This is a genomic window from Limisphaera sp. 4302-co, assembly GCF_049537155.1.
Lineage (GTDB): Bacteria > Verrucomicrobiota > Verrucomicrobiia > Limisphaerales > Limisphaeraceae > Limisphaera.
This window is the reverse complement of record NZ_JBMVQZ010000009.1, coordinates 26104-45112: the sequence shown is the minus strand read 5'-3', so window position 1 is coordinate 45112 and position 19009 is coordinate 26104. Positions and strand designations below refer to the sequence as shown.

Genomic DNA, 19009 nt, shown 5'->3' with positions numbered 1-19009 from the left:
CCGGACAACGCGGCAGCGGAGGTGCGCAGGCGGGCGGTTCATGTTCGGGGCCGGTGATCCTTTCGTGCCAGGGCCCGGCGCAGTTCCAGCTCGCTTTCGCGCCGTTTGATTTCCTCCCGGCGATCCACCTGGGATTTACCGCGGGCAACGGCCAGTTCGACTTTGACGCGACCGTTTTTCCAGTACATCGAGAGCGGCACCAGGGTGTGGCCCTTGGCGGCGGTCAGGCTCTGGAGCCGGTGAATCTGGTGTTTGTGCAACAGGAGCTTGCGGTCGCCTTGGGGCGCGTGATTGGTCCAACCGCCGGGCTTGTACTCCTCGATACGCGCGTTGCGCAACCAGACCTCGCCGTTCCGGACCTCGGCCCAGGCCTCCCGCAGGCTGGCCCGTTTCTCCCGCAGGGCCTTGACCTCCGTACCCCGCAGCACGATTCCGGCCTCCACCGTCTCCACGATGTGGTAGTCGTGCCGGGCTTTCGGGTTGGTCACGATCCGGTCCATAAACTACAACTGCCAGAAGGTCGCCCTCCTGGCCAGTTGCGGTGTGGGGTCAACGTGGGAAACCCGATCAGCTCCGCCGGGTACGGCGCCGGGGCTTTTCTGCGGGTGCCCCTGCCTCGTCGGCTTCGGGGAATTCCCAGACAATCTTTCCCTCGGCGATCTCCAGCAGCGCGATGTCCGTGGCGTCCATGTTTGGATGATGGGCCACCTGCGGGCGGCTCAAACCGCCCGAACCGGAGAGCAGTTGCCGGACCCGTCGGGAAACAATGTTCACCAGGATGTTCGGGTCCCCGACCTTTTCCAGCGCTCGCTTGCAAAGTTCGGCGTTCATCGTTGGGCTCGAAACGTCCAGAGCCCGTACAGCATATGGAAAACCGGCGGCGCCGCAACCGGAAATTGGCACCGGCAGAAGACCTCGATCCAAGAGGGCGGGCCCGACCGGGCAGGTCCGCGCCCTACCTGCCCCTGCCGGGCGGGTCGCTACCCGAGCGCTTCGCTTCTCCGGAGGGGATGGGCCGGTGAGCCGGTGGCTTTCGCGGCAACCGGGCAAAAGCTTTTGACGGCCCGGCCGGGGGTCTGGTTAGCTGGCGCGCCGCGGCGCGACCTCACGCAGCAGCAGACAATCATGGACCAGGTCGAGATTCATGAAACCGCCCGTCCCCGATACCCACCCGGTTTTCGGCTCCGAAGGGGATGGAACTGGGGTTGGCTGGGGTTGCTCTACACCAGCTTTTACATGTGCCGGTACAACCTCTCGCTGGCCAACCCCGAGATCAGCCGGGAGTTCGGGTTCAGCCGGGAGCAGATCGGTCACATCATCAGCGCGGCCCTCCTGGCCTACGCGTTGGGGTTGATCGTCAACGGCGCCCTGGCGGATCGGCTGGGGGGCAAACGGGCCATGCTCATCGGGGCGGCCGGCACGGTGGCGATGAACCTCCTGTTTGGCGCGGCGTCGTTCGCCGGGATGCTCGGCCTGTTCGTGGCCATCCGTGCGTTGGACGGTTACTTCCAGTCCTTTGGCGCGCCGGGCATGGTGAAGATCAACACGGCCTGGTTCGCCCGGCGCGAACGCGGCCGGTTCTCGGGCATCTTCGGGTTCATGATCAATCTGGGGCGGTTTGGCATCTTCACGCTGGGTCCGGCCTTGCTGGCCGGGTTCAGCGTGGCAGGGCTGTTGCAGGTGCCGCCGTTGCACTGGCGCTGGTTGTTCTGGGTGCCGTCGGTGCTGTGCGTGCTAGTGGCCGTGGCGGTGGCGCTGTGGGTGCGGGAGACGCCCGAACAGGCGGGTTACGCGGGGGTCGTACCGGACACTTCGCCTTCGGATCCCTCGGCAGTTGCGGAGGCCCCGGGCGAGGTGCGGGCCAAGATCGGCGAGGTGTTGCGAGCCGTGGCGGGTCAGCCGGTGGTGTGGATCACGGCGGCCGCCTACGCCTGCACGGGCGCGGTGCGCCAGGCGGTGGACCAGTGGTTTCCTCGGTACATGCAGGACCTCTACCAGGTGGACCTGCGCTCGGCGCAGTTTCAGTTCCTGGCCTTCCTGATTCCATTCATGGCGTCGGCGGGTTCGTTGCTGGCGGGCTACGTGTCGGACACGCTGTTCAAGGGGCACCGGGCGCCGGTGGCGGCCGTGCTCTATTTCATGGAAACGGCGCTGATTCTGTTGGCCGCCCGGTTCCACGGTGTCACGGCGGCGATTGTGTTCCTGGTGCTGATCTCGTTCACGGCCAATTCGACGCACTCGATCCTGGGCAGTGCGGCTCCCATGGACATCGGCGGACGTCGCATGTCCGGGTTTGCGCTCGGGGTGATTGATTCCTTCCAGTATTTCGGCGGCAGTCTGGCGGGGATCGTGTTGGGCCGGCTGCTGGATCAGAACCTGGGCAATTACTTCTATTTCATGGCGCCGTTCGGGCTCATCGGGGGCTTGTTGATGATGGTGGCTCATGGCAAGTTCGACTCGTCGCGGCCCCGCAAGGGCACGCAGCAGTCATGATCGGCACCGCCATCGGCGCGGCCGGTTCTGCAAATCCCACATGCGCATGAATGCGAGGCCAGATTCCGAGGCTGATTTGACACGACGCAGCTCACCGGACGCCCACGCCGGCGGGTTCGGTCCTTCCGAACCTCACACGCGGGGCACCCGCCCGGGCGGGATCACGCGCCGGCGGTTCCTGGCCGCGGGCGCGGCGGCGGCCGGATTGACGCTGTTGCGGCCCGGGCTTGTGCGGGGCACGGCGGCGCAGGAGATGCTGACCCTCGGCCTGATCGGCTGCGGCAACCGGGGCCAGTGGATCGGCGGGTTGTTTCTCAAGCATGGCGGTTACCGGATTACCGCCGTGGCGGATTACTTTCCCGACCGGGTCGCCGAGGCGGGGGAGAAGTTCGGTGTGCCGGAGCAGGCGCGGTTCACAGGGTTGAAAGGGTACCTGCGGTTGTTGGAACAGCCGGTGGACGCGGTGGTGATCGAGACGCCGCCCTGGTTTCATCCGGCCCAGGCTTGGGACAGTGTGGAGGCGGGCAAACACGTCTTCCTGGCCAAACCCATCGCCGTGGACGTACCCGGGTGTCGCCGGATCGAAGAAGCCGGCCGCCGCGCCACGGAACGAAAGCTGTGTTTTCTGGTGGATTTCCAGACCCGGGCGCATCCGTCCTACCAGGAGGCGGTGCGCCGTGTGCACCGGGGCATGATCGGCGCGCTGATCAACGGTGAGGCCAGTTATCTGTGCGGTCCCACATGGCGTCACATGGACCGGCTCCTGCGCACCGATCCCACGAACCCGGAGATCCGTCTCCGTGCGTGGGGTGTGGACCGCAAACTCAGCGGCGACGTGATCGTGGAACAGAACATCCACGCCATTGACGTGGCCACCTGGTTTTTGGACGCCGCGCCGGTGAGTGCGTGGGGCAGCGGCGGCCGCAAACGGGATTTTGTGGGCGACTGCTGGGACCACTTTTCCTGCGTGTTCCGTTTCCCGAACGATCTGCTGGTGAATTTCCTTTCCAAGCAGGTGGGGTCGGGCATCGACGACATCATGTGCCGTGTGTACGGGTTCAAAGGGTACGCCGACACGCACTATTTCGGCCGGGTCATGGTGCGGGCGGACGACGACCTGTTCAACGGTGGGGAACTGGCCAACCTGTACACGGAGGGTGCGGTAAACAACATCGCCGAATTCCATCGGGCCATCCGTTCGGGGGACGTCTCCAATCCCACCGTGGCACCCAGTGTGCGGAGCAATCTCACCGCCATCCTGGGGCGCACCGCGGCCTACCGCCGTGCGGAGGTAACCTGGGACGAAATGCTGCGGGCAAACGAGGCGTGGGAAGTGGACCTGCGGGGGTTGAAAGAGTGAGCGGGGCGGCGCCGGTTCGCCGAAGTTTGCCAGGCTCGCCTTCGGCGGCTATGGTGGGGCCATGGCCGATGACGATTCCTGCGGGTGGCCGACTCCCGCACCGGCGATGATCGTCCCCGAACGGGATGCAGATGTCGTTGCGAGGTCCATGCCATGCCATCCCGTGCGCACGCGGCGCCCCATGCCTCGAGGTTTGCCCGGTCTGGGCGCGGTTCTGCTGTTTTTCCCAACTATCCTTAAGGGGCAGACAACCGTCCCTCAGGCGCCGCCACCGGCCCCGCCCGTGGTATCGAGGGACGTTTTCGCCGCGGGGGAAATGCAACATGACCCGCCCCCCGGCGCCTCGTTGTGGTCGATTGGCGAGCCCACCGACGAGGAGCAGCTTTACCTCGAGTACATCAATCGCGCGCGGCTCGATCCGGCCGGCGAGGCCGTTCGCCTGGCCAACACCACCGACCCGCAAGTGTTGTCGGCCTATTCCTTCTTCCAGGTGGACCTCGACAAGATGCAGGCGGACGTTGCGTCGCTGCCGCCGGTGCCGCCCCTGGCCATGAACGCCCAACTGCTCCAGGCGGCCCGCGCACACACTTTGGACATGGCCATGCAGGGGTATCAGGGTCACATCGGCTCGGACGGGTCGGACCCGGGCGATCGGATCACGCAGGCGGGTTATCCGTGGAGCACGTACGGTGAAAACGTCTATGCCTATGCGCGGTCGGTCTTCCACGGCCATGCAGCTTTCGAAGTGGACTGGGGCACCGGTCCCGGAGGGATGCAGGATCCGCCGGGGCACCGTCTCAACATTCACGGGGCCAACTTCCGCGAGGTGGGAATCGGCGTGGTGAACACCAACCATCCGGATGTGGGCCCCCAGGTGGTCACCCAGGATTTTGCCACCCGTTCGGGCGCCACGCCCCTGATCACCGGTGTGGCGTACTTCGACCTGAACACGAACGGTTTTTATGACCTGGGCGAGGGCATCGGAGGGATCGAGGTGGTCGTGAGCGGCAACAACTGGTACGGTCGCACCGCCGTGTCCGGAGGATACGCCGTGCCGGTGCCCGGCAACGGGTCTTACACGGTCACATTCAGCGCACCCGGGCTGACGCACGTGACCAACGTCAGCGTGGTCAACCTCGGGAATGTGAAGCTGGACCTCACTCCCCCCTACATGGCCCCCCATCCGGCAGGGCCGGACCCGGCCGCGCTCACCAACCAGAACCTCTACACTTGGAGCCCGGTGGCCGCGGCCACCAATTATCAGTGGGAATCCAGCCGGTTGCTCAACGACCCCTTTTTCGAAGGCGGCGAAGGGGGTCTCTCGCAGGTCACATTCACGGTGTCAGAGGGGTACGATCCGCACGTGACCGGCAGGGTCGCCTCCGGCAATTTCGCTTTTCACCTGGCGCATCCATCCCCGGCCACGGCCCAGGTGTTGCAACTCAACCCGGTGTTCTGGATCCGGGCGAACAGCCAGGTGCGATTCGCGTCGCGGCTCGGCTGGGCGACGCCGAATCAGATCGCGCGCCTCCAGATCAGCACCGACGAGGGCCGCACATGGAACGAGCTCTGGAGCCGGGCCGGCACCGGCGACGGCGGACAGTCCGCGTACAGCACCGTCACGGTCCCGCTGTCGGCTTACGCCGGGCGGGCTGCCCAACTGCGTTTCGTCTATGACTTCACCGGCGGCCAGTATTTCTACCAGACCTCGACCGACGTGGGCTGGTTGGTGGACGACATCCGCGTGGAGAATGCGGGCCGGATCCTGGATGGCACGGTGACCGACACGGGATCCCAGGCACGGTTTGTCTTTGTGCCGGGAACCACGGAAACGTATCTGCTGCGGGTGCGGGCTCAACTGCCGGGCCGCACGCTGCCCTGGGGACCCGCGCGCGAGGTGCAGGTCCGGGCGCTGGCGCTGCCGACCCTCCGGTTCGCGTGGCCCGTCACATGGAGTGGGGGCGTGTTCACGGCAACGTTCGAGGTCGGTGCGCCACAGGCGGGGATGACGTTCCGGCTGTGGCGGGCCCCGCAGCCCGCGGGACCGTGGTTGGAAGAGACCGCGGCCCGGTTCGAAAGTCTCTCGGGCAACACGCTTTGGAAGGTGACGGCCCCGGCCTCGGCCATGCAGGGGTGGTACCGCCTGAGCGTGAACTGAGACGGTCTCTCCGGCCGGGCTCCGGTTCAAACCGTGCGGGAATGACGCCGCTGTTCGGGCGGGGGCAGCGTGTTGTCGAAGCACATCGCGATGTTGCGGATGAAAAGCCGCCCCGTGTCGGTCACCTCGAATCCACCCGGTCTGCGCCGGATCAGACCGTCGGCTTCCAGCGGGGCCAGAGATGCCAGTTCGGTGGCGAAGTGGCGTTCGAAGTCCACGCCGAGCCGGGCGGACATCTCGGCATAGTCGAGGCCGAGGTCGCACATGACCCGCATGATGGTCTCGCGCCGGCGTTGATCCTCCTCGGTGAGGAAGTAGGCGCGATGCAGCGGTGCTTCTCCCGATTCCACCGCCTGTTCGTAGGCCGGGAGTTCCTTTTGATTCTGCCAATACATGTCCGGTGTCTGGGAAATGCTGGACATGCCGAAGGCGTAGATGTCGGCCCCGGCGCGGGTGCTGTAGCCCTGGAAATTGCGCTGCAACTTGCGCTGACGCTGGGCCACGGCCAGTTCGTCGGTGGGCAGGGCAAAATGGTCCATGCCGATGTACACGTAGCCGCCGTCACGTGTCAGACGTTCGATGACCAGCTTGAGCAACTGCAGTTTGGTCTCCGGCGCGGGCAGCAGATGCATTTTTTCCAGGATCCGCTGGGCAGGTTTGATCCAGGGCACGTGGGCGTAGCTGAACACCGCCAGCCGGTCGGGCCTCAGTTCCAGCACGATGTCCAGCGTCCGGTTGAACGATTCGACCGTCTGATGGGGCAGGCCGTAGATCAGGTCCAGGTTGACCGATTGGAAGCCGAGTTCGCGGCACCATTGCAGGACCTGCTCGGTCAGTTCGCGCGGTTGGATCCGGTGCACGGCCTTCTGGACCTGCGGATCGAAATCCTGCACGCCCATGGAAGCCCGGTTGAACCCGACCTCGCGCAGGGCGACCAGGTGGTCCCGTGTGAGCCGCCGTGGGTCGATTTCCACCCCCGCCTCGACGTCCGGTGCCAGTGTGAAATGCCGGTGGATGATCTCCCCCAGACGCCGGATTTCTTCCGGGCGCAGAAAGGTGGGCGAGCCGCCCCCCCAATGCAGTTGCACCACCTTGCGCCGGGGATTGAGCAGTGCTGCCATACGGGCCACCTCGCGGCCCAGGGTTTCAACGTACCGCCGGCCCTTGTCATGGTTCAACGTAATGACCGTGGTGCAGCCGCAGAACCAGCAGAGCGTCTCGCAAAAGGGGATGTGAAAATAGAGCGAAAGATCGCGCTCCGTCCGGTTGTTCTCCCGGATGCGCGTTTCCACCTCCGACCAGGGAATGCCTTCGCGGAAATGATTGGCCGGAGGGAAGGAGGTGTAACGTGGACCCGGCACGTTGTACTTGCGCGCCAGGTCCAGGTCCACGGACAGCATCGTCATGAGGTCAATCTACCGGCTCCGACCGTGGCTGCAAACCCTCGCACGGTGTCCACGAGGGCCTGGATGGCGTCCAGGCGCGCCCCGGGCGGTACACCGTGACCCAGATTGAAAATCCAGCCGGGCCGACCGCACATGGCGTGCATCAGCCTGGCGACCTCCGACCGCACGACCTCCGGTGCGAGCGTCAGGACGAACGGATCCAGATTGCCCTGGACCGCCGTGGTGGGGGGTAGTTCGGCCGTCACATCGGAAAGTTCCACCTGCCAGTCCAGGCCCAGCACCGAGACCCCCGGCAGGAGCAGCCGGGACCACGCGCCGTGGTAACCCCGCGCAAACACGATGACGGGGACCTGCCCGGCCACGGCTTCCACCACCCGGCCCAGCCAGGGAAGCGCCGCCTCGGCGTACAACGTCGGCCCCGCCTCACCGGCCAAACTGTCAAAAAGCTGGACGGCGTCCACCCCGGCTTCGATCTGCATTTTGAGGGCCTCGATCACAGCCCGTGTCAACCGGTCCAGGAGCGCCTCGTAAAACGGGCGGTCTACCCACCACAACCTTTTGGCCCGCACCCAGGCATCGGCGCTGCCGCCTTCCAACGCAAAGTTGGCCAGTGTCCACGGCGCCCCGGCAAAACCGAGCAACGCGGTCTGATCCCCCAGGTGCTGCCGCACGCGTCGGATGGCGTCGGGCAGATAGGCCAGTCGTTCCCGCACCCGACCCGGATCGAGCCGTTCCACGTGCCGCGCGGTTTCCACCGCAAAATCCATGGCGATCCCGCCTTCTTCCCGGAAGCGGTATCCCTGGCCGAGTCCTTCGTTCACCACGAGGATGTCGCTGAAGAGGATGGCCGCGTCGAAACCGAACCGGCGCACCGGCTGCAAGGTCACTTCCGCCGCCAGCTCCGGCGTGCGAACCAGGTCCAAAAACGGATGGCGCCTGCGGAGTTCGCGGTATTCCGGCAATGCGCGCCCTGCCTGGCGCATCAGCCAAACGGGGGGCCGATCCACCGGCTGGCAGTGGCAGGCGGCCAGAAAACGTTCTCGTGCGGTCATGATCGCAGGTGCGCAGGTTGGGCACAAAGCGGCGCCCGGGGCAAGGACAACGCCGGCCGGACCGGTCTTCCAGGGAACCGGGCTCCGTCCACTCCCCGGCACAAGGTCTGACTCTTGAGCCCTTGCGTCCCGGGTCGGGCGCGGGGTTGGGGCGGGCTGGTTGCGGCGGCTGCGACAGGCCAGCCTGCGCCGCCGGGGCCTACCGCCCCGCCGGGGAAGCGGAGGGGCCGTTGGTCTGAGGCGGGGAATCCGCCGCGGATTCCAACAGGCACCGGGCCCGGTCCAACCCGCCCAGGTTCCACAGGCGTGTGTAGCCCATTCGGGAGAGCTGACGTTGCGCCAGGGCGCTGCGCCGACCGCTCCGGCAGTACAGCAGCAGCGGTTGGTCCTTGTCGGGAAAAACCTCCCGGACGCGCTCGCTCAACTGATCCAGCGGCAGGTTGGTCGCACCGGCGACGTGGTCTTGGCGATATTCCTCGGGGGACCGGACGTCCACGACGCCTGCGCCCCCACGGAGCCAGGCGCGCAGCTCTTCCAAAGAGCGTTCGTCCGGCTCCGTCGCAGACACGCGCCACCTGCCGATGAACAGGGCAAGGACGACCGCAGCAGCCAGGCACGGCAGGATGATCAACCAGAACGTATTCGGCCCCGAATTCATGCTTTCCAACATGCACCGGGGGCCGGGCCGTTCAAGCCCGCCGTGTCCCGGTTTTTGGTCATCCGGAGCCGGCCGAAGTGTACCCCTGCGGGAGGGGCACCGGGGCCGGATCCGATGGGGCGTTCCCTGGCTGTTTGCCCTGTCAAAAAGCGGCGCCGGCCGTCAACCACCGATGGCGGTCATGGGGCGACCGGGTTGATAGCAGGACCGGAATTCGTGCTCGCGCGGTTTGATGGCCAGGGCGTGACGGAAGAGCCGGCGCAGCGGTTCGTCATCCGGCGCGCGCAGGGCCTCGTGAAGGTTGATCTCGTCGTGGTGACCCAGGCAGGGTCGGAGCCGGCCGTCGGCCGTGAGGCGCATCTTGTTGCAGGTGTCGCAGAAGTGGGTCTGGGTCATGGCGCCGATGAAGCCGATGATGGCGCCGGAGCGGACCAGGCGGTAGTAACGGGCCGGACCGTGTCCCAGGCGTGCCTCCGGCGCCGGCACCAGTTCGTCCTCCTGTTGCAGCCGTTCCATGACCTCTTCCACCGAGAGAAAGTTTTCCGGCGTCAGCACATCGCGCGAGGTCAACGGCATCAACTCGATCAGGCGCAGCGGGAGCTGATGCTCCGCACTGTACCGGATCAACGGCCAGATCTCCTGCTCGTTGACGTGACGCATGAGGACGGTGTTGAGCTTGACGCGTTCGAACCCGGCCTTCACGGCAGCCCGGATGCCTTCCAGTACCGGTTCGATCCGGCCGCCGGTGATGCGGTGGTAAAGCGCAGGGTCGAGGGCATCCAGGCTGACGTTGACGGTGCGCAATCCCGCTGCGCGGAGGTCGGCCGCCAGCGGGGCCAGTTTCACGCCGTTGGTCGAGAGCCCGATGCATTCGACGCCCGGGATGCGCGCCATTTGACGGACCAATTCCACCAGGCCGGGCCGGAGCAACGGTTCCCCACCCGTGAGGCGGAATTTTCGAAAGCCCAGTCCGGCCGCCACCCGCACGATCCGGAGCAGGTCGGTATCCGAAAGCCCCTCACCGGAAGCGATCCAACCCTTGTACTGGTGCGGCCGGCAGTAGAGGCACCGCTCGTTGCAGCGGTCGGTGACCGAGATCCGCAGATAATCTATCGTGCGTCCGAAACTGTCCATGATTGCTTCCGCCTTTTCACCGCCCGGGTTGCGGCGGGCCCGCGGCCCGGGTGCCGGCGCGCCGGTTCGTTGCGCGAAAACTAGACCTGATGGAGGCGGGGAACAAGCCTGATTGATCCGGACCGTCGGGACGAGAGAGACGAGCCCGGCGACACCTTCCCGACGCAGACGGAGGATCGAACCGTGGCGACCGGAGGATCAGGAGGTCGCCGCCGCTGCCTGTTCGGCGTCAGCGGGCACGGGTAGCCGCCGCAGGTAGCGGACGTGATGGACGTCAGGCGAGTCGCCGGGCTCGACGAGGGCTTCGAGCTGGCCGGCCTGCTGCAGGATGGGCCAGGCCACGGCATCGGCTGGCAACCAATCCAGTGGATACTGACGGCCGCCGTGGACCGCCGGGCTTGAGGACTCCGTCTGGGACAACTCCCGGACCAGGTCCGCCACGGTTCGGTGCCCGATGTTGATCAGCCAGGCCAACAACGCAGGGCGCGGATGCCGGAAAAGGTCCGGGTGCAGAAAGAGCAGTTCGCGGGGCAACACGCGCAGCGCGTAGGCCGGGGCTGTCCACCACGCGGGATCGCGATGCGGATATTCCCGGATGGTAACGAGCTTGCGCAGCGCACCATGAAGACGCGGGTCCAACGACCGAATCAGTTTGGCCTCGACGAAATCCATGCGCCCGGCCCGGTTGAATCGGTGCGTGACCTTGATGCGGCCCCGCTGCCCGTTGAACCGGCCGTCGTAGCAAACCGAGAGAAAAGCGTGATCGTAAACGGACTGGACCTGCATCCAGCAACCGGCGGCGTAACCGGCATAATCACGTTTGGCGGCATCAGGCGGCGTGGCGCGGGTGCGCAGGACCTCCCGCAGTCGTGCGAGTCGTTCGAAGTATTCGCTGTTGGGAGGGAAACCCGAGTCGCGGAGGAACTGCTCGAACTCGCTCAACTGGTTCCACTGCGGGCCCGGTCCCGTGTGAAGGATCTTCTCCAACCATTCCAACCTCCGGCGGGCCCATCGCCGCGCCTCGCGTGTGGGACCGGACATGGCCGTCAGCGGCTGCATAAGGGTTTCCGGTTCAGGTTGCGCCTGGCCATCCGCCGACTGCCCGCCTTACCTGCTCATCGTTTCGCCAGTCTGTCCACAAGTCCAGTCGTGCAGATCGCCAGGCGCGCCGATCGCTTCAAACCAGGTCCACTCTAACGCGGGGACGCAAACCGACAACTGTGCGTTTGGATGCACACCCCGATCTTTTTCACCCGGGGGCCCGGGCCGGGGAAGGGCGGAAACGGCATCACCCGGCCCGGCACGGGCCTTCAGATCACCGGCCCTGCACGACGCCCGGCGGTGTCTCCTGCGGTCGGCCGGTTCTTGCCAGGATCTGTGGCGGGTCGGACCTGAAGATTGCGAGCGCCGCTCCGGTCCCGGTTCACCCGCAGTTGCGGTGGACCTGTCTCCCCTTCGGAGCAGGCATGCCCCCGAAGTACCCCCGGTGTTCAAGGGGAGTCACCGGCCGGGGGCTTTCTCACGCCCGGGGATGCGCCGCGTCGTATACCCGTTTCAGCCGCTCGGTGGTCACGTGGGTGTACACCTGGGTGGTGACCAGGTGGGCATGCCCGAGCAGCTCCTGCACACTGCGGAGGTCCGCCCCGGCTTCCAAGAGGTGAGTGGCGTAGCTGTGGCGGAGTTGGTGGGGTGTGATGTCGGGATCGAGTCCGGCCCGTACCAAGTACTGTTTCAACCGGCGTTGCAGCAGGCCGGGCGTGATGGGTTGGGGCGACCCGTCCCCGGATTTCCTTTTGGCAGAGGGCCGCCCGGCCCGGGGCGAATGCGATTGGAACACCGGATGATCCGGCGCCGGCGGCTGCGGCAGCAGCGACCAGTAGGCGCGGATGGCCTCCAGGGCGGGCCGGCCGATGGGGACCAGCCGTTCCTTGCGACCCTTGCCTCGGACCCGCACCAACGCCTCCTGCCAGTGCAGGTCGCCCGCACGGAGCTGGCAAAGCTCGCTGATGCGCAATCCGCAGGAGTAAAGCGTCTCCAAAATGGCGTAGTCCCGGTAAAACGCCTCGCGCAGGGGTGGTCGCCCCCGGCGCGCGACCGACGGTTCGTCCCGCTCGGCCGTTTCCAGCGCCTGCAACGGGGCCCGGAGCAGTTGCAGGAGCTGCTCCACGGACAGATGCCGCGGCAACCGCCGGGGCGGTTGAGGCAGGTGAAGGTCGTGCACAGGCGAGGCGGCGACATGCCCGCGGCGCACCAGAAAACGGTAGAAACTGCGCAGCGCACTGAAGGTCAGGCGGATGGTGATGCGGCCGAGGTTCTGCCGGGCCAGGTACCGGAGGAACGACCGGAAATCATCGCGTTCCAAGCGCGGCCAGTCCGGCGGTTGTCCCTGTTCCGACCGGCACCATCGGGCGAAGGTCTCCAGGGCGTGGCGATAGTTGCGGCAGGTGTGGGGCGAGGCACCCCGTTCGTGGGCCAGATGTTGCAGGAACGATTCCACGAAGGGATCTGCAACCGGCTCTCCCGACGGAGCGGGTTGGGACGCGGCAGGCGCGCCGGGCCGGCGGTCGTCAGCCGGCCGGGCAAGTCTGGAGCCCTCGTTCATGGACCTGGATACCGTGCCTTGCCCGGGGCGGCGGACGTGTCCGCCCCGCCCGATTCCTCCTGCTCACCCCGTTCGGGAAACTCGTACTGAAGTTTCCCGCGCGGACCCAGGACCAGATAAGCTGAAAAAGGCCGGCCGGTCTTGGAAGAAACGAATTGCCGCAGCAGGTCGGTGCGGCGTTCGGTCAGGAGTTTGCGCACCTGTTCGGGCTCCAGCGGTTGCTGGTGCAGCACCCGGGGCAGCAGGAACGTGCACGGTTTGTCGCTGTCCTGGGTCCCCTCGCACCGGTAATCAGCCGGCGTCTCGTACACGCGGCGTTTGCAGCGGGGGCACGAGCCGAGAGGCGTGCAGGCGTTCAGGTCCACCGGCTCGGGAGCCTGCCGCTTCGGTTTCGAAGTGCGCCGGCCCTTGCCGGCTTCGCGGGGGGCGAACTCGAATTTGACATCGCCGTCTTTCAGGACCAGGTGCGCCTCGAATCTCCGGTGGTTGCGGTTGGAAACGAAACCGCTCAGGAGGTCGCTCCGGCCCTCGGTCAGGATCTTGCGCATCTGGGCGGGTTCAACCGGTTGCTGCAGGATCACGCGGCCCACGCGGAAGTCGCAGCCTTTGTCCGGACCCACGGCCTTTTCGCACACGTAATGCATGCCGGCCTCGAAGACGCGGCCCCCGCAACGCGGACACGGGCCCAGCGGTTCCCGGTTCGAGAAATCCGGCATGGAGGAGCCTTCGCCGGAGGCATCGCCATCGGCCTCGGCACCTTTGTTCTGGCCGAAATCGAATTCGACCCGCCCGGCGTCGGTCAGCCGCAGGATGGCGCTGAAAGGCCGGCCGGTCTTGCTGCGGAATCCCTGCAAGGGGCCGATCTGGCGGTCGCGCAGCAGTGTCTCCACCTCCTCGGGTTCGAACATCCGCCCGCCCAGGATCTTGGGCACGGAGAATTCGCAGCCCGGCTGGACGCACTGGTAGGCCTTGTATTTTTCGTGCACCTCACCCCCGCACTTCGGGCAGGGGACCTTGAGCACGCCGAAATCGCCGGGGATGGTGTCGAACTGATACTGCCTGGCCCGCTCCACGATGCGCCGCGTCATTTCGCGGATGCCCTGCATGAATTCCTCGCGGCTTTTCTGCCGGCGCTGCACCTGCCGGAGCTGGTACTCCCAGTCGCCGGTCAGCTCGGGCTTGGTCAGCTCCGGTATGCCCAGGCCGTGAAGCAGCTCCATCAGGGCGAAGGCCTTGGCCGTGGGAACCAGCTCGCGGCCCTGGCGCAGGAGGTACTTTTCCTGGATCAATCCCTCGATGATGGCCGCCCGGGTGGCCGGTGTGCCCAGGCCTTTTTCGCGCATGGCCTCGCGGAGTTCGTCGTCCTCGACCAGCCGGCCGGCGCCCTCCATGGCGGTCAGCAGCGTGGCCTCGGTGAACCGCGGCGGCGGCTTGGTCTGGCTGGCGCGGACCTCGATCTCGCGGGTTTGAACCGTCTCGCCCGGTTGCACCGGTGGCAACTGCGGGTTTTCGTCGTCGGCCCGGTCCTCGCGTCCGTACACGCTCAACCAACCGGCCTTCACCAGGACCCGGCCCACGCTTTTGAACGGTTCACCCGCCACGCGGGTGATGCGCGTGGTTTCCAGAAACTCGGCCGCCGGATAAAACACCGCCAGAAACCGGCGTGTGACGAGATCGTAGATTTTTTGTTCGCCCTCGTTCAGGCCGCGCGGGAGCTGCGGCGTGGGGATGATGGCGAAATGGTCCGTCACCCGCGCGTTGTTGAACACGCGCTTGTTGGGGCGCACCCAGTTCTGTTGCAGGATCTCGCCGGCCCACGGGGCGTAGGCCGTGCGGGTGAGATTCTCCAGCGTGGCACGGACCGTGCCCAGATAATCTTCCGGCAGGGCGCGCGAATCGGTGCGCGGGTAGGTGATGACCTTGTGCCGTTCGTACAGGGCCTGGGCGATTTGCAGGGTGCGATTGGCACTGAACCCGAACCTCGCGTTGGCCTCCCGCTGCAGGCTGGTCAGATCGAACAACAGGGGTGGAGCCTGGGTGGAGGGTTTGCTCTCCTCGGTGACCTCGCCCGGTTGACCCAGACAGCGCTGGCGCAGGGACTCGGCGCGCGCCGCATCCCACAACCGCTCCGGTTTCAAGTCCGGATCGGTCTCGCGACCCTCGGGTTTGACGAACGATTCGTCGAACCACCGTCCCGTGTAGGTGCCGGCGGCGCACTCGAAGGTGGCGACGAGCTCCCAGTACGGCCGGGGGACAAACCGCCGGATCTTTTGTTCGCGGTCCACCACGATGGCCAGCGTGGGGGTTTGCACGCGGCCGACCGTGGTTTTGAAAAAGCCGCCCGAACGCGAGTTGAAGGCGGTCATGGCCCGCGTGCCGTTGATGCCCACCAGCCAGTCCGCCTCCGCCCGGCTCAACGCCGCATCGGCCAGCGGCTGCAGCTCTTCGTCCGGACGCAGGTGTTCGAACCCCTCCCGGATGGCGGCCGGTGTCATGGACTGCAACCACAGTCGCTTGATCGGTTTCCGGGTGCCGGCGTACCGGATGATGTTGCGAAAGATCAGTTCGCCTTCCCGTCCGGCGTCGCAGGCATTGATGATTTCGTCCACGTCGTTGCGCCGGATCAGACGCACCAGTTGTTTCAGCCGCGCCTCGCTCTTTTCGATGGGCATCAGGTCGAAATGGTCCGGCAGGACCGGCAGGTGGTTGAAACTCCACTTGCCACGGGCCGGTTCCACCCCCTCCGGCGGGGTCAACTCCAGCAGGTGCCCCACGGCCGACGCGATGATGTACCGGTCGTTCTCGTAGTGGTCACCCACTTTCCTGCAGCCGCCCAGCGCCCGCGCAATGTCGGCGGCCACCGACGGCTTTTCTGCAATGACCAGGGCCTTGCCCATAACGTTTTGTGGCAACAATTGGCTCGCTTTTAACGCCAAGCGACCGTCCTGTGCAATGCCAACTTCCGGTGCAAGGGCTGCGCGCCGCCACCCAAGGTGGACCCGGCCGGGCGAAGTGCAACCATCCCTTCCAGCCTCAGAGCCACGGTCGGAGGTTCTCGCCCCGGACCTTCCAACGCCCGTTTTTGGGGAAGCCCGGCTGGGGCTCCGGCGGTGCGCCCGTCCAGCCGGCGGTCATCATCGCCACGGCCGCCAGCAACCCGCCGTTGCCCGGGAGATAGGCTGTGAGCCCCGGCCGCTGATAGTTGTGTCCGTTCGGGTGGTACCGGTTTTTGACCGCAGGCAGCAACAGGGCATCCACCGCGAGTTCGGGTTCGCCGCACCGGGCTGCCGCCATGGCCGTCAGGGGGAAATCCCAGCCCCAACAGCGGTCCCATTGCCAGACCTCCATCACGCGTCGAACGCTGCGGCGCATGGTCTGGCGGTCCACACCCGGTCCCGGCAACATCCCCAACGCCCCCAGAAGAGCCGGGTGCTCCCAGTTCCACCGGGTGTAGGTGTCGGTCATCCCCTCCTGCATGAGGTACAGGCCATCGGCCACGGGCAGGGGCGCCAGTCCCTGCAGCACGGCCTCCCAGCGCGGGTCCGGTCGCAGCCCCAACCGCCGACGCCACCGTTGCGCCGTGGTCAGGCCCCACCGCCAGTAGGTCAGTTCGAAGGTCGGGTTGCGCGTCGCGCGCGGATCGGTGTTTTCCGAAACCGTCTTGAGGGGCGGGCCAAGCACGTACCGGCCCGTGGCAGGGTCCCGGTGCGCGAATGAGGCCATGAATTCGGCCGTTTCGAAGACGACCTCCCGCCAGGTTTCCAACGTCTCCCGCACGGGCCGCTCGCGCCAGCACAACTCGGCGTAGTAGATGGGGTGCGGCTGCTGCCAGATCAACAACGGGCCGACCGTCGAGGGGGAGTCCCGGCCTTCCGGCCCCACCATCTTGGGCCAGCGCGCCCCCCGATATCCCTGGCGCCGCGCCAGCGCGCGGGCCTCCGGCAGGATGGCCCGGTAATACGGCAGCGCCCGGGCGAACAGCTCGAACCGGTTCCATGCCACGAAATGCACCGCATGCCACCAGTGCATCTCCAGATGGAACTTCCCGTACCAACTGTTGAAGAGAAGGCCCGTCTCGGCCGGCGGCAGACGGCCTGCAGAATGCAGGGCCGTGTTGTATTGGGACAACACCACGCGCCGTTCCAACTCCTGCGCCCGCGGATCCGTGCTGCCGTCGAAATCCACCGCCCCACCCTCCGACCAGAACGCATTCCAGTGCCGGGCTGAAGCCCGGAACGTCGCTCCCACCGGGGGCAGTCGCCGTGGCAACGGCTCCGGACCGAACGCCAACACGAAACGCAGTTGCGGATCGCGGCTCCGCAACACCCATTCATGCGGCCCGCCCGGTTCCGCCACCGCCCTGCCCTCCCATGCCCAGACCACGTGATAACGCGTGTCGTCCAGGGACCGTTCCAGCCGCAGTTCGCCCGGCCGTTGCCTTTCCACGCGCGTCGTGTGACGCTCGGGCACCGACCAATCCGCCATCGCCACGGCTGGCGATCCGTAGGGAAATCGCAACACCACCGCCAGGCCACCGTCCACCATCGCACCCGATTCGATCTCCACCGCCAAAAGGTCCCACTCCGGATGACAACAGGATCGAACCCGCACCGGTTGCCCCGCCCACTCGAACCGGCTCGTCAAGAGCCCCTCCCACAAATCCAGATGCTGGTCCACCTCCCGGATCTCGTCCGCGCGCAGATGGCGCAGGGGCCGTTCTCCCGCGGCAAAAGCCAACCGGCCCAGGTGCAACCGGTGCGGATTCTCCCGCAGCCACCGAAACAGTTCCTCCTGGCCATCCGGCCGCGTCGCGTACCCGACCTTGCGACCGTAGGTGTCGTATTCCTCGTACCGGAACGCGGCCGGATCCAAACCTGCCGGCAGCGGGGTGGTATGCCAGGCCCAGTCGGCCGTCGTGCAGAGGGGAAACTCCTTTTCACACGCTTCTGCCAGCGTCTGAAGTCCCGTCACGTCGGCGGTGAACGCAAACCGACCGTTTCCCACCGTCAGCGCCCCGTAGGGATCGAAGCGTGAAAAGCGCGGTTCGTGCCGCCGGACAATGGCGCGCCGGTCCAATTCCACACCGGCCACAGGCCACGACGGCATGATCCATCCGCTGCCGGCCAAAACAGTCAAACCCCGCAGAAAATCGCGTCTGGTCCAAAGCCTCATGTCAGGGCCCAAGATGAGCCAACCCGTTCGCGCGTCCAGCCGAATGCAGTCACCGCAGGCCACCCACCCCCGAGCGGTTGACGTTAACGGCTCTGCTACCTAGCATTCGCTCCATGAATGACTCTCCGCCCTGGCCGCCTCGGGGGGAAGGATCGCCTCCCTCCCAACTTCCGGCCGGGCGGGTCGCCGTTCTCCTTCGACGGGCCGTTGGCGCGGCGGTTGGCGGGGTGGCGGGGTTGCTCGGCTGGGTGGCCTGTACCTCCGTGGGGCCCGGCACGGTGGAGCCCCCGCGGATCGAGGGGGCCGCTCTGGTGGGCAACACCGCCTGTTACGAGTGCCACACCAATCTGGTGCGGATCTTCCCCGCCAGTGCGCATGCCCGGGTGCCTCTGCGCATGCCCGGCACGCACGAACCCGCCGGATGCGAACTCTGCCACGGGCCGGGGAGTCTGCACGTGGCAGCCGGCGGCGGGCGCGGCCGGTTCATTCTCAATCCGGGGCGCGACCCGCAGATCTGTTTGGACTGTCATCTGGACGTGGCCGCCGATTTCCGGCAGCCCTCCCGGCATCCGGTACGGGAAGGCCGGATGAGCTGCAGTGACTGTCACGATCCACACGGCATGGACATCATGAAACCGGCCGGTGGATCGGGCTGGGCCCGGCTCAACGAGGGCTGTGCCGGTTGTCATGAGGCCCAGGCGCGTCCTTTCGTGTTCGAACACGAGGCCCTGCGCGAGGGCTGCACAATGTGCCACACCCCGCATGGTTCACCGCACGCGGCCCTGTTGACCGACCGCGACAATCACCTCTGCCTGCAGTGCCATGTCCAGACGCCCGGACCTGGCGTGGCGTCGGGAAGAATCTTCATCGGCCAGGTGGACCATACCGACCGCCTGCGCATGGGAACCTGTTGGAGTGCCGGCTGTCACACCGCCGTGCACGGATCGGACGTTCACCCCCGGCTGCTCTACTGA

Annotated in this window: 14 protein-coding genes; 4 read left to right on the top strand and 10 right to left on the bottom strand. The window is 66.4% G+C overall.

Going from position 1 to position 19009, the window contains the following annotated elements; all coding sequences use genetic code 11:
* Nucleotides 1–38 precede the first annotated feature (38 nt).
* The gene (gene smpB, locus ACPDIX_RS10090) at nt 39–500 is read right to left on the bottom strand and encodes an SsrA-binding protein SmpB (RefSeq protein WP_423431671.1); all 462 of its coding nucleotides are present in this window, start codon (nt 498–500) and stop codon (nt 39–41) included.
* Nucleotides 501–567: 67 nt separating this feature from the next.
* The gene (locus ACPDIX_RS10085) at nt 568–831 is read right to left on the bottom strand and encodes a DNA-directed RNA polymerase subunit omega (RefSeq protein WP_423431670.1); all 264 of its coding nucleotides are present in this window, start codon (nt 829–831) and stop codon (nt 568–570) included.
* 294 nt (nt 832–1125) lie between these two features.
* Between ACPDIX_RS10085 and ACPDIX_RS10080 the strand changes: the two genes are divergently transcribed.
* From ACPDIX_RS10080 to ACPDIX_RS10070, 3 genes are all read left to right on the top strand, one after another.
* The gene (locus tag ACPDIX_RS10080; protein ID WP_423431669.1) at nt 1126–2493 is read left to right on the top strand and encodes an MFS transporter; all 1368 of its coding nucleotides are present in this window, start codon (nt 1126–1128) and stop codon (nt 2491–2493) included.
* Between the two features lie 46 nt (nt 2494–2539).
* Nucleotides 2540–3853 carry a Gfo/Idh/MocA family protein gene (locus ACPDIX_RS10075; protein WP_423431668.1) on the top strand — a complete coding sequence of 438 codons (1314 nt, stop codon included), beginning with the start codon at nt 2540–2542 and terminating at the stop codon, nt 3851–3853.
* Between the two features lie 316 nt (nt 3854–4169).
* Nucleotides 4170–6011, top strand: coding sequence for a CAP domain-containing protein (locus ACPDIX_RS10070; protein ID WP_423431667.1), 1842 nt, complete (start codon nt 4170–4172; stop codon nt 6009–6011).
* A 26-nt stretch (nt 6012–6037) separates the two neighbouring features.
* On the opposite strand, the gene hemN is transcribed toward ACPDIX_RS10070, so the two are convergent.
* The 8 genes from hemN to ACPDIX_RS10030 form a co-directional block, all read right to left on the bottom strand.
* The gene (gene hemN, locus ACPDIX_RS10065; RefSeq protein ID WP_423431666.1) at nt 6038–7417 is read right to left on the bottom strand and encodes an oxygen-independent coproporphyrinogen III oxidase; all 1380 of its coding nucleotides are present in this window, start codon (nt 7415–7417) and stop codon (nt 6038–6040) included.
* Nucleotides 7414–8469 (bottom strand): uroporphyrinogen decarboxylase, encoded by a 1056-nt coding sequence (gene hemE / locus ACPDIX_RS10060; RefSeq protein WP_423431665.1) that lies wholly within the window; start codon nt 8467–8469, stop codon nt 7414–7416. The genes hemN and hemE overlap by 4 nt, the downstream gene beginning before the upstream one ends.
* Nucleotides 8470–8668: 199 nt before the next feature.
* Nucleotides 8669–9127, bottom strand: a complete 459-nt coding sequence (locus ACPDIX_RS10055; RefSeq protein ID WP_423431664.1) for a rhodanese-like domain-containing protein — start codon at nt 9125–9127, stop codon at nt 8669–8671.
* A gap of 162 nt (nt 9128–9289) precedes the next feature.
* Nucleotides 9290–10261, bottom strand: coding sequence for a GTP 3',8-cyclase MoaA (gene moaA / locus ACPDIX_RS10050; protein WP_423431663.1), 972 nt, complete (start codon nt 10259–10261; stop codon nt 9290–9292).
* Between the two features lie 198 nt (nt 10262–10459).
* Nucleotides 10460–11320: a hypothetical protein gene (locus tag ACPDIX_RS10045; protein ID WP_423431662.1), complete on the bottom strand. Its 861-nt coding sequence runs from the start codon at nt 11318–11320 to the stop codon at nt 10460–10462.
* Between the two features lie 460 nt (nt 11321–11780).
* A complete protein-coding gene (locus tag ACPDIX_RS10040; RefSeq protein ID WP_423431661.1) occupies nt 11781–12758 on the bottom strand; it encodes a tyrosine recombinase XerC in 978 nt (325 codons plus the stop codon).
* Between the two features lie 101 nt (nt 12759–12859).
* Complete coding sequence (locus tag ACPDIX_RS10035) at nt 12860–15760, bottom strand: DNA topoisomerase III (protein ID WP_423431660.1); 2901 nt, start codon at nt 15758–15760, stop codon at nt 12860–12862.
* 136 nt (nt 15761–15896) lie between these two features.
* Nucleotides 15897–18035, bottom strand: a complete 2139-nt coding sequence (locus ACPDIX_RS10030; RefSeq protein ID WP_423431659.1) for a glycoside hydrolase family 65 — start codon at nt 18033–18035, stop codon at nt 15897–15899.
* Nucleotides 18036–18148: 113 nt separating this feature from the next.
* Between ACPDIX_RS10030 and ACPDIX_RS10025 the strand changes: the two genes are divergently transcribed.
* Nucleotides 18149–19009: a cytochrome c3 family protein gene (locus ACPDIX_RS10025; RefSeq protein ID WP_423431658.1), complete on the top strand. Its 861-nt coding sequence runs from the start codon at nt 18149–18151 to the stop codon at nt 19007–19009.

Excerpts from the sequence above, each read along its gene's own strand:
- smpB (WP_423431671.1), bottom strand. The coding sequence starts at position 500 with ATGGACCGGATCGTGACCAACCCGAAAGCCCGGCACGACTACCACATC.
- ACPDIX_RS10085 (WP_423431670.1), bottom strand. The coding sequence starts at position 831 with ATGAACGCCGAACTTTGCAAGCGAGCGCTGGAAAAGGTCGGGGACCCG.
- ACPDIX_RS10080 (WP_423431669.1), top strand. The coding sequence starts at position 1,126 with ATGGACCAGGTCGAGATTCATGAAACCGCCCGTCCCCGATACCCACCC.
- ACPDIX_RS10075 (WP_423431668.1), top strand. The coding sequence starts at position 2,540 with ATGAATGCGAGGCCAGATTCCGAGGCTGATTTGACACGACGCAGCTCA.
- ACPDIX_RS10070 (WP_423431667.1), top strand. The coding sequence starts at position 4,170 with ATGCAACATGACCCGCCCCCCGGCGCCTCGTTGTGGTCGATTGGCGAG.
- hemN (WP_423431666.1), bottom strand. The coding sequence starts at position 7,417 with ATGACGATGCTGTCCGTGGACCTGGACCTGGCGCGCAAGTACAACGTG.
- hemE (WP_423431665.1), bottom strand. The coding sequence starts at position 8,469 with ATGACCGCACGAGAACGTTTTCTGGCCGCCTGCCACTGCCAGCCGGTG.
- ACPDIX_RS10055 (WP_423431664.1), bottom strand. The coding sequence starts at position 9,127 with ATGAATTCGGGGCCGAATACGTTCTGGTTGATCATCCTGCCGTGCCTG.
- moaA (WP_423431663.1), bottom strand. The coding sequence starts at position 10,261 with ATGGACAGTTTCGGACGCACGATAGATTATCTGCGGATCTCGGTCACC.
- ACPDIX_RS10045 (WP_423431662.1), bottom strand. The coding sequence starts at position 11,320 with ATGCAGCCGCTGACGGCCATGTCCGGTCCCACACGCGAGGCGCGGCGA.
- ACPDIX_RS10035 (WP_423431660.1), bottom strand. The coding sequence starts at position 15,760 with ATGGGCAAGGCCCTGGTCATTGCAGAAAAGCCGTCGGTGGCCGCCGAC.
- ACPDIX_RS10030 (WP_423431659.1), bottom strand. The coding sequence starts at position 18,035 with ATGAGGCTTTGGACCAGACGCGATTTTCTGCGGGGTTTGACTGTTTTG.
- ACPDIX_RS10025 (WP_423431658.1), top strand. The coding sequence starts at position 18,149 with ATGAATGACTCTCCGCCCTGGCCGCCTCGGGGGGAAGGATCGCCTCCC.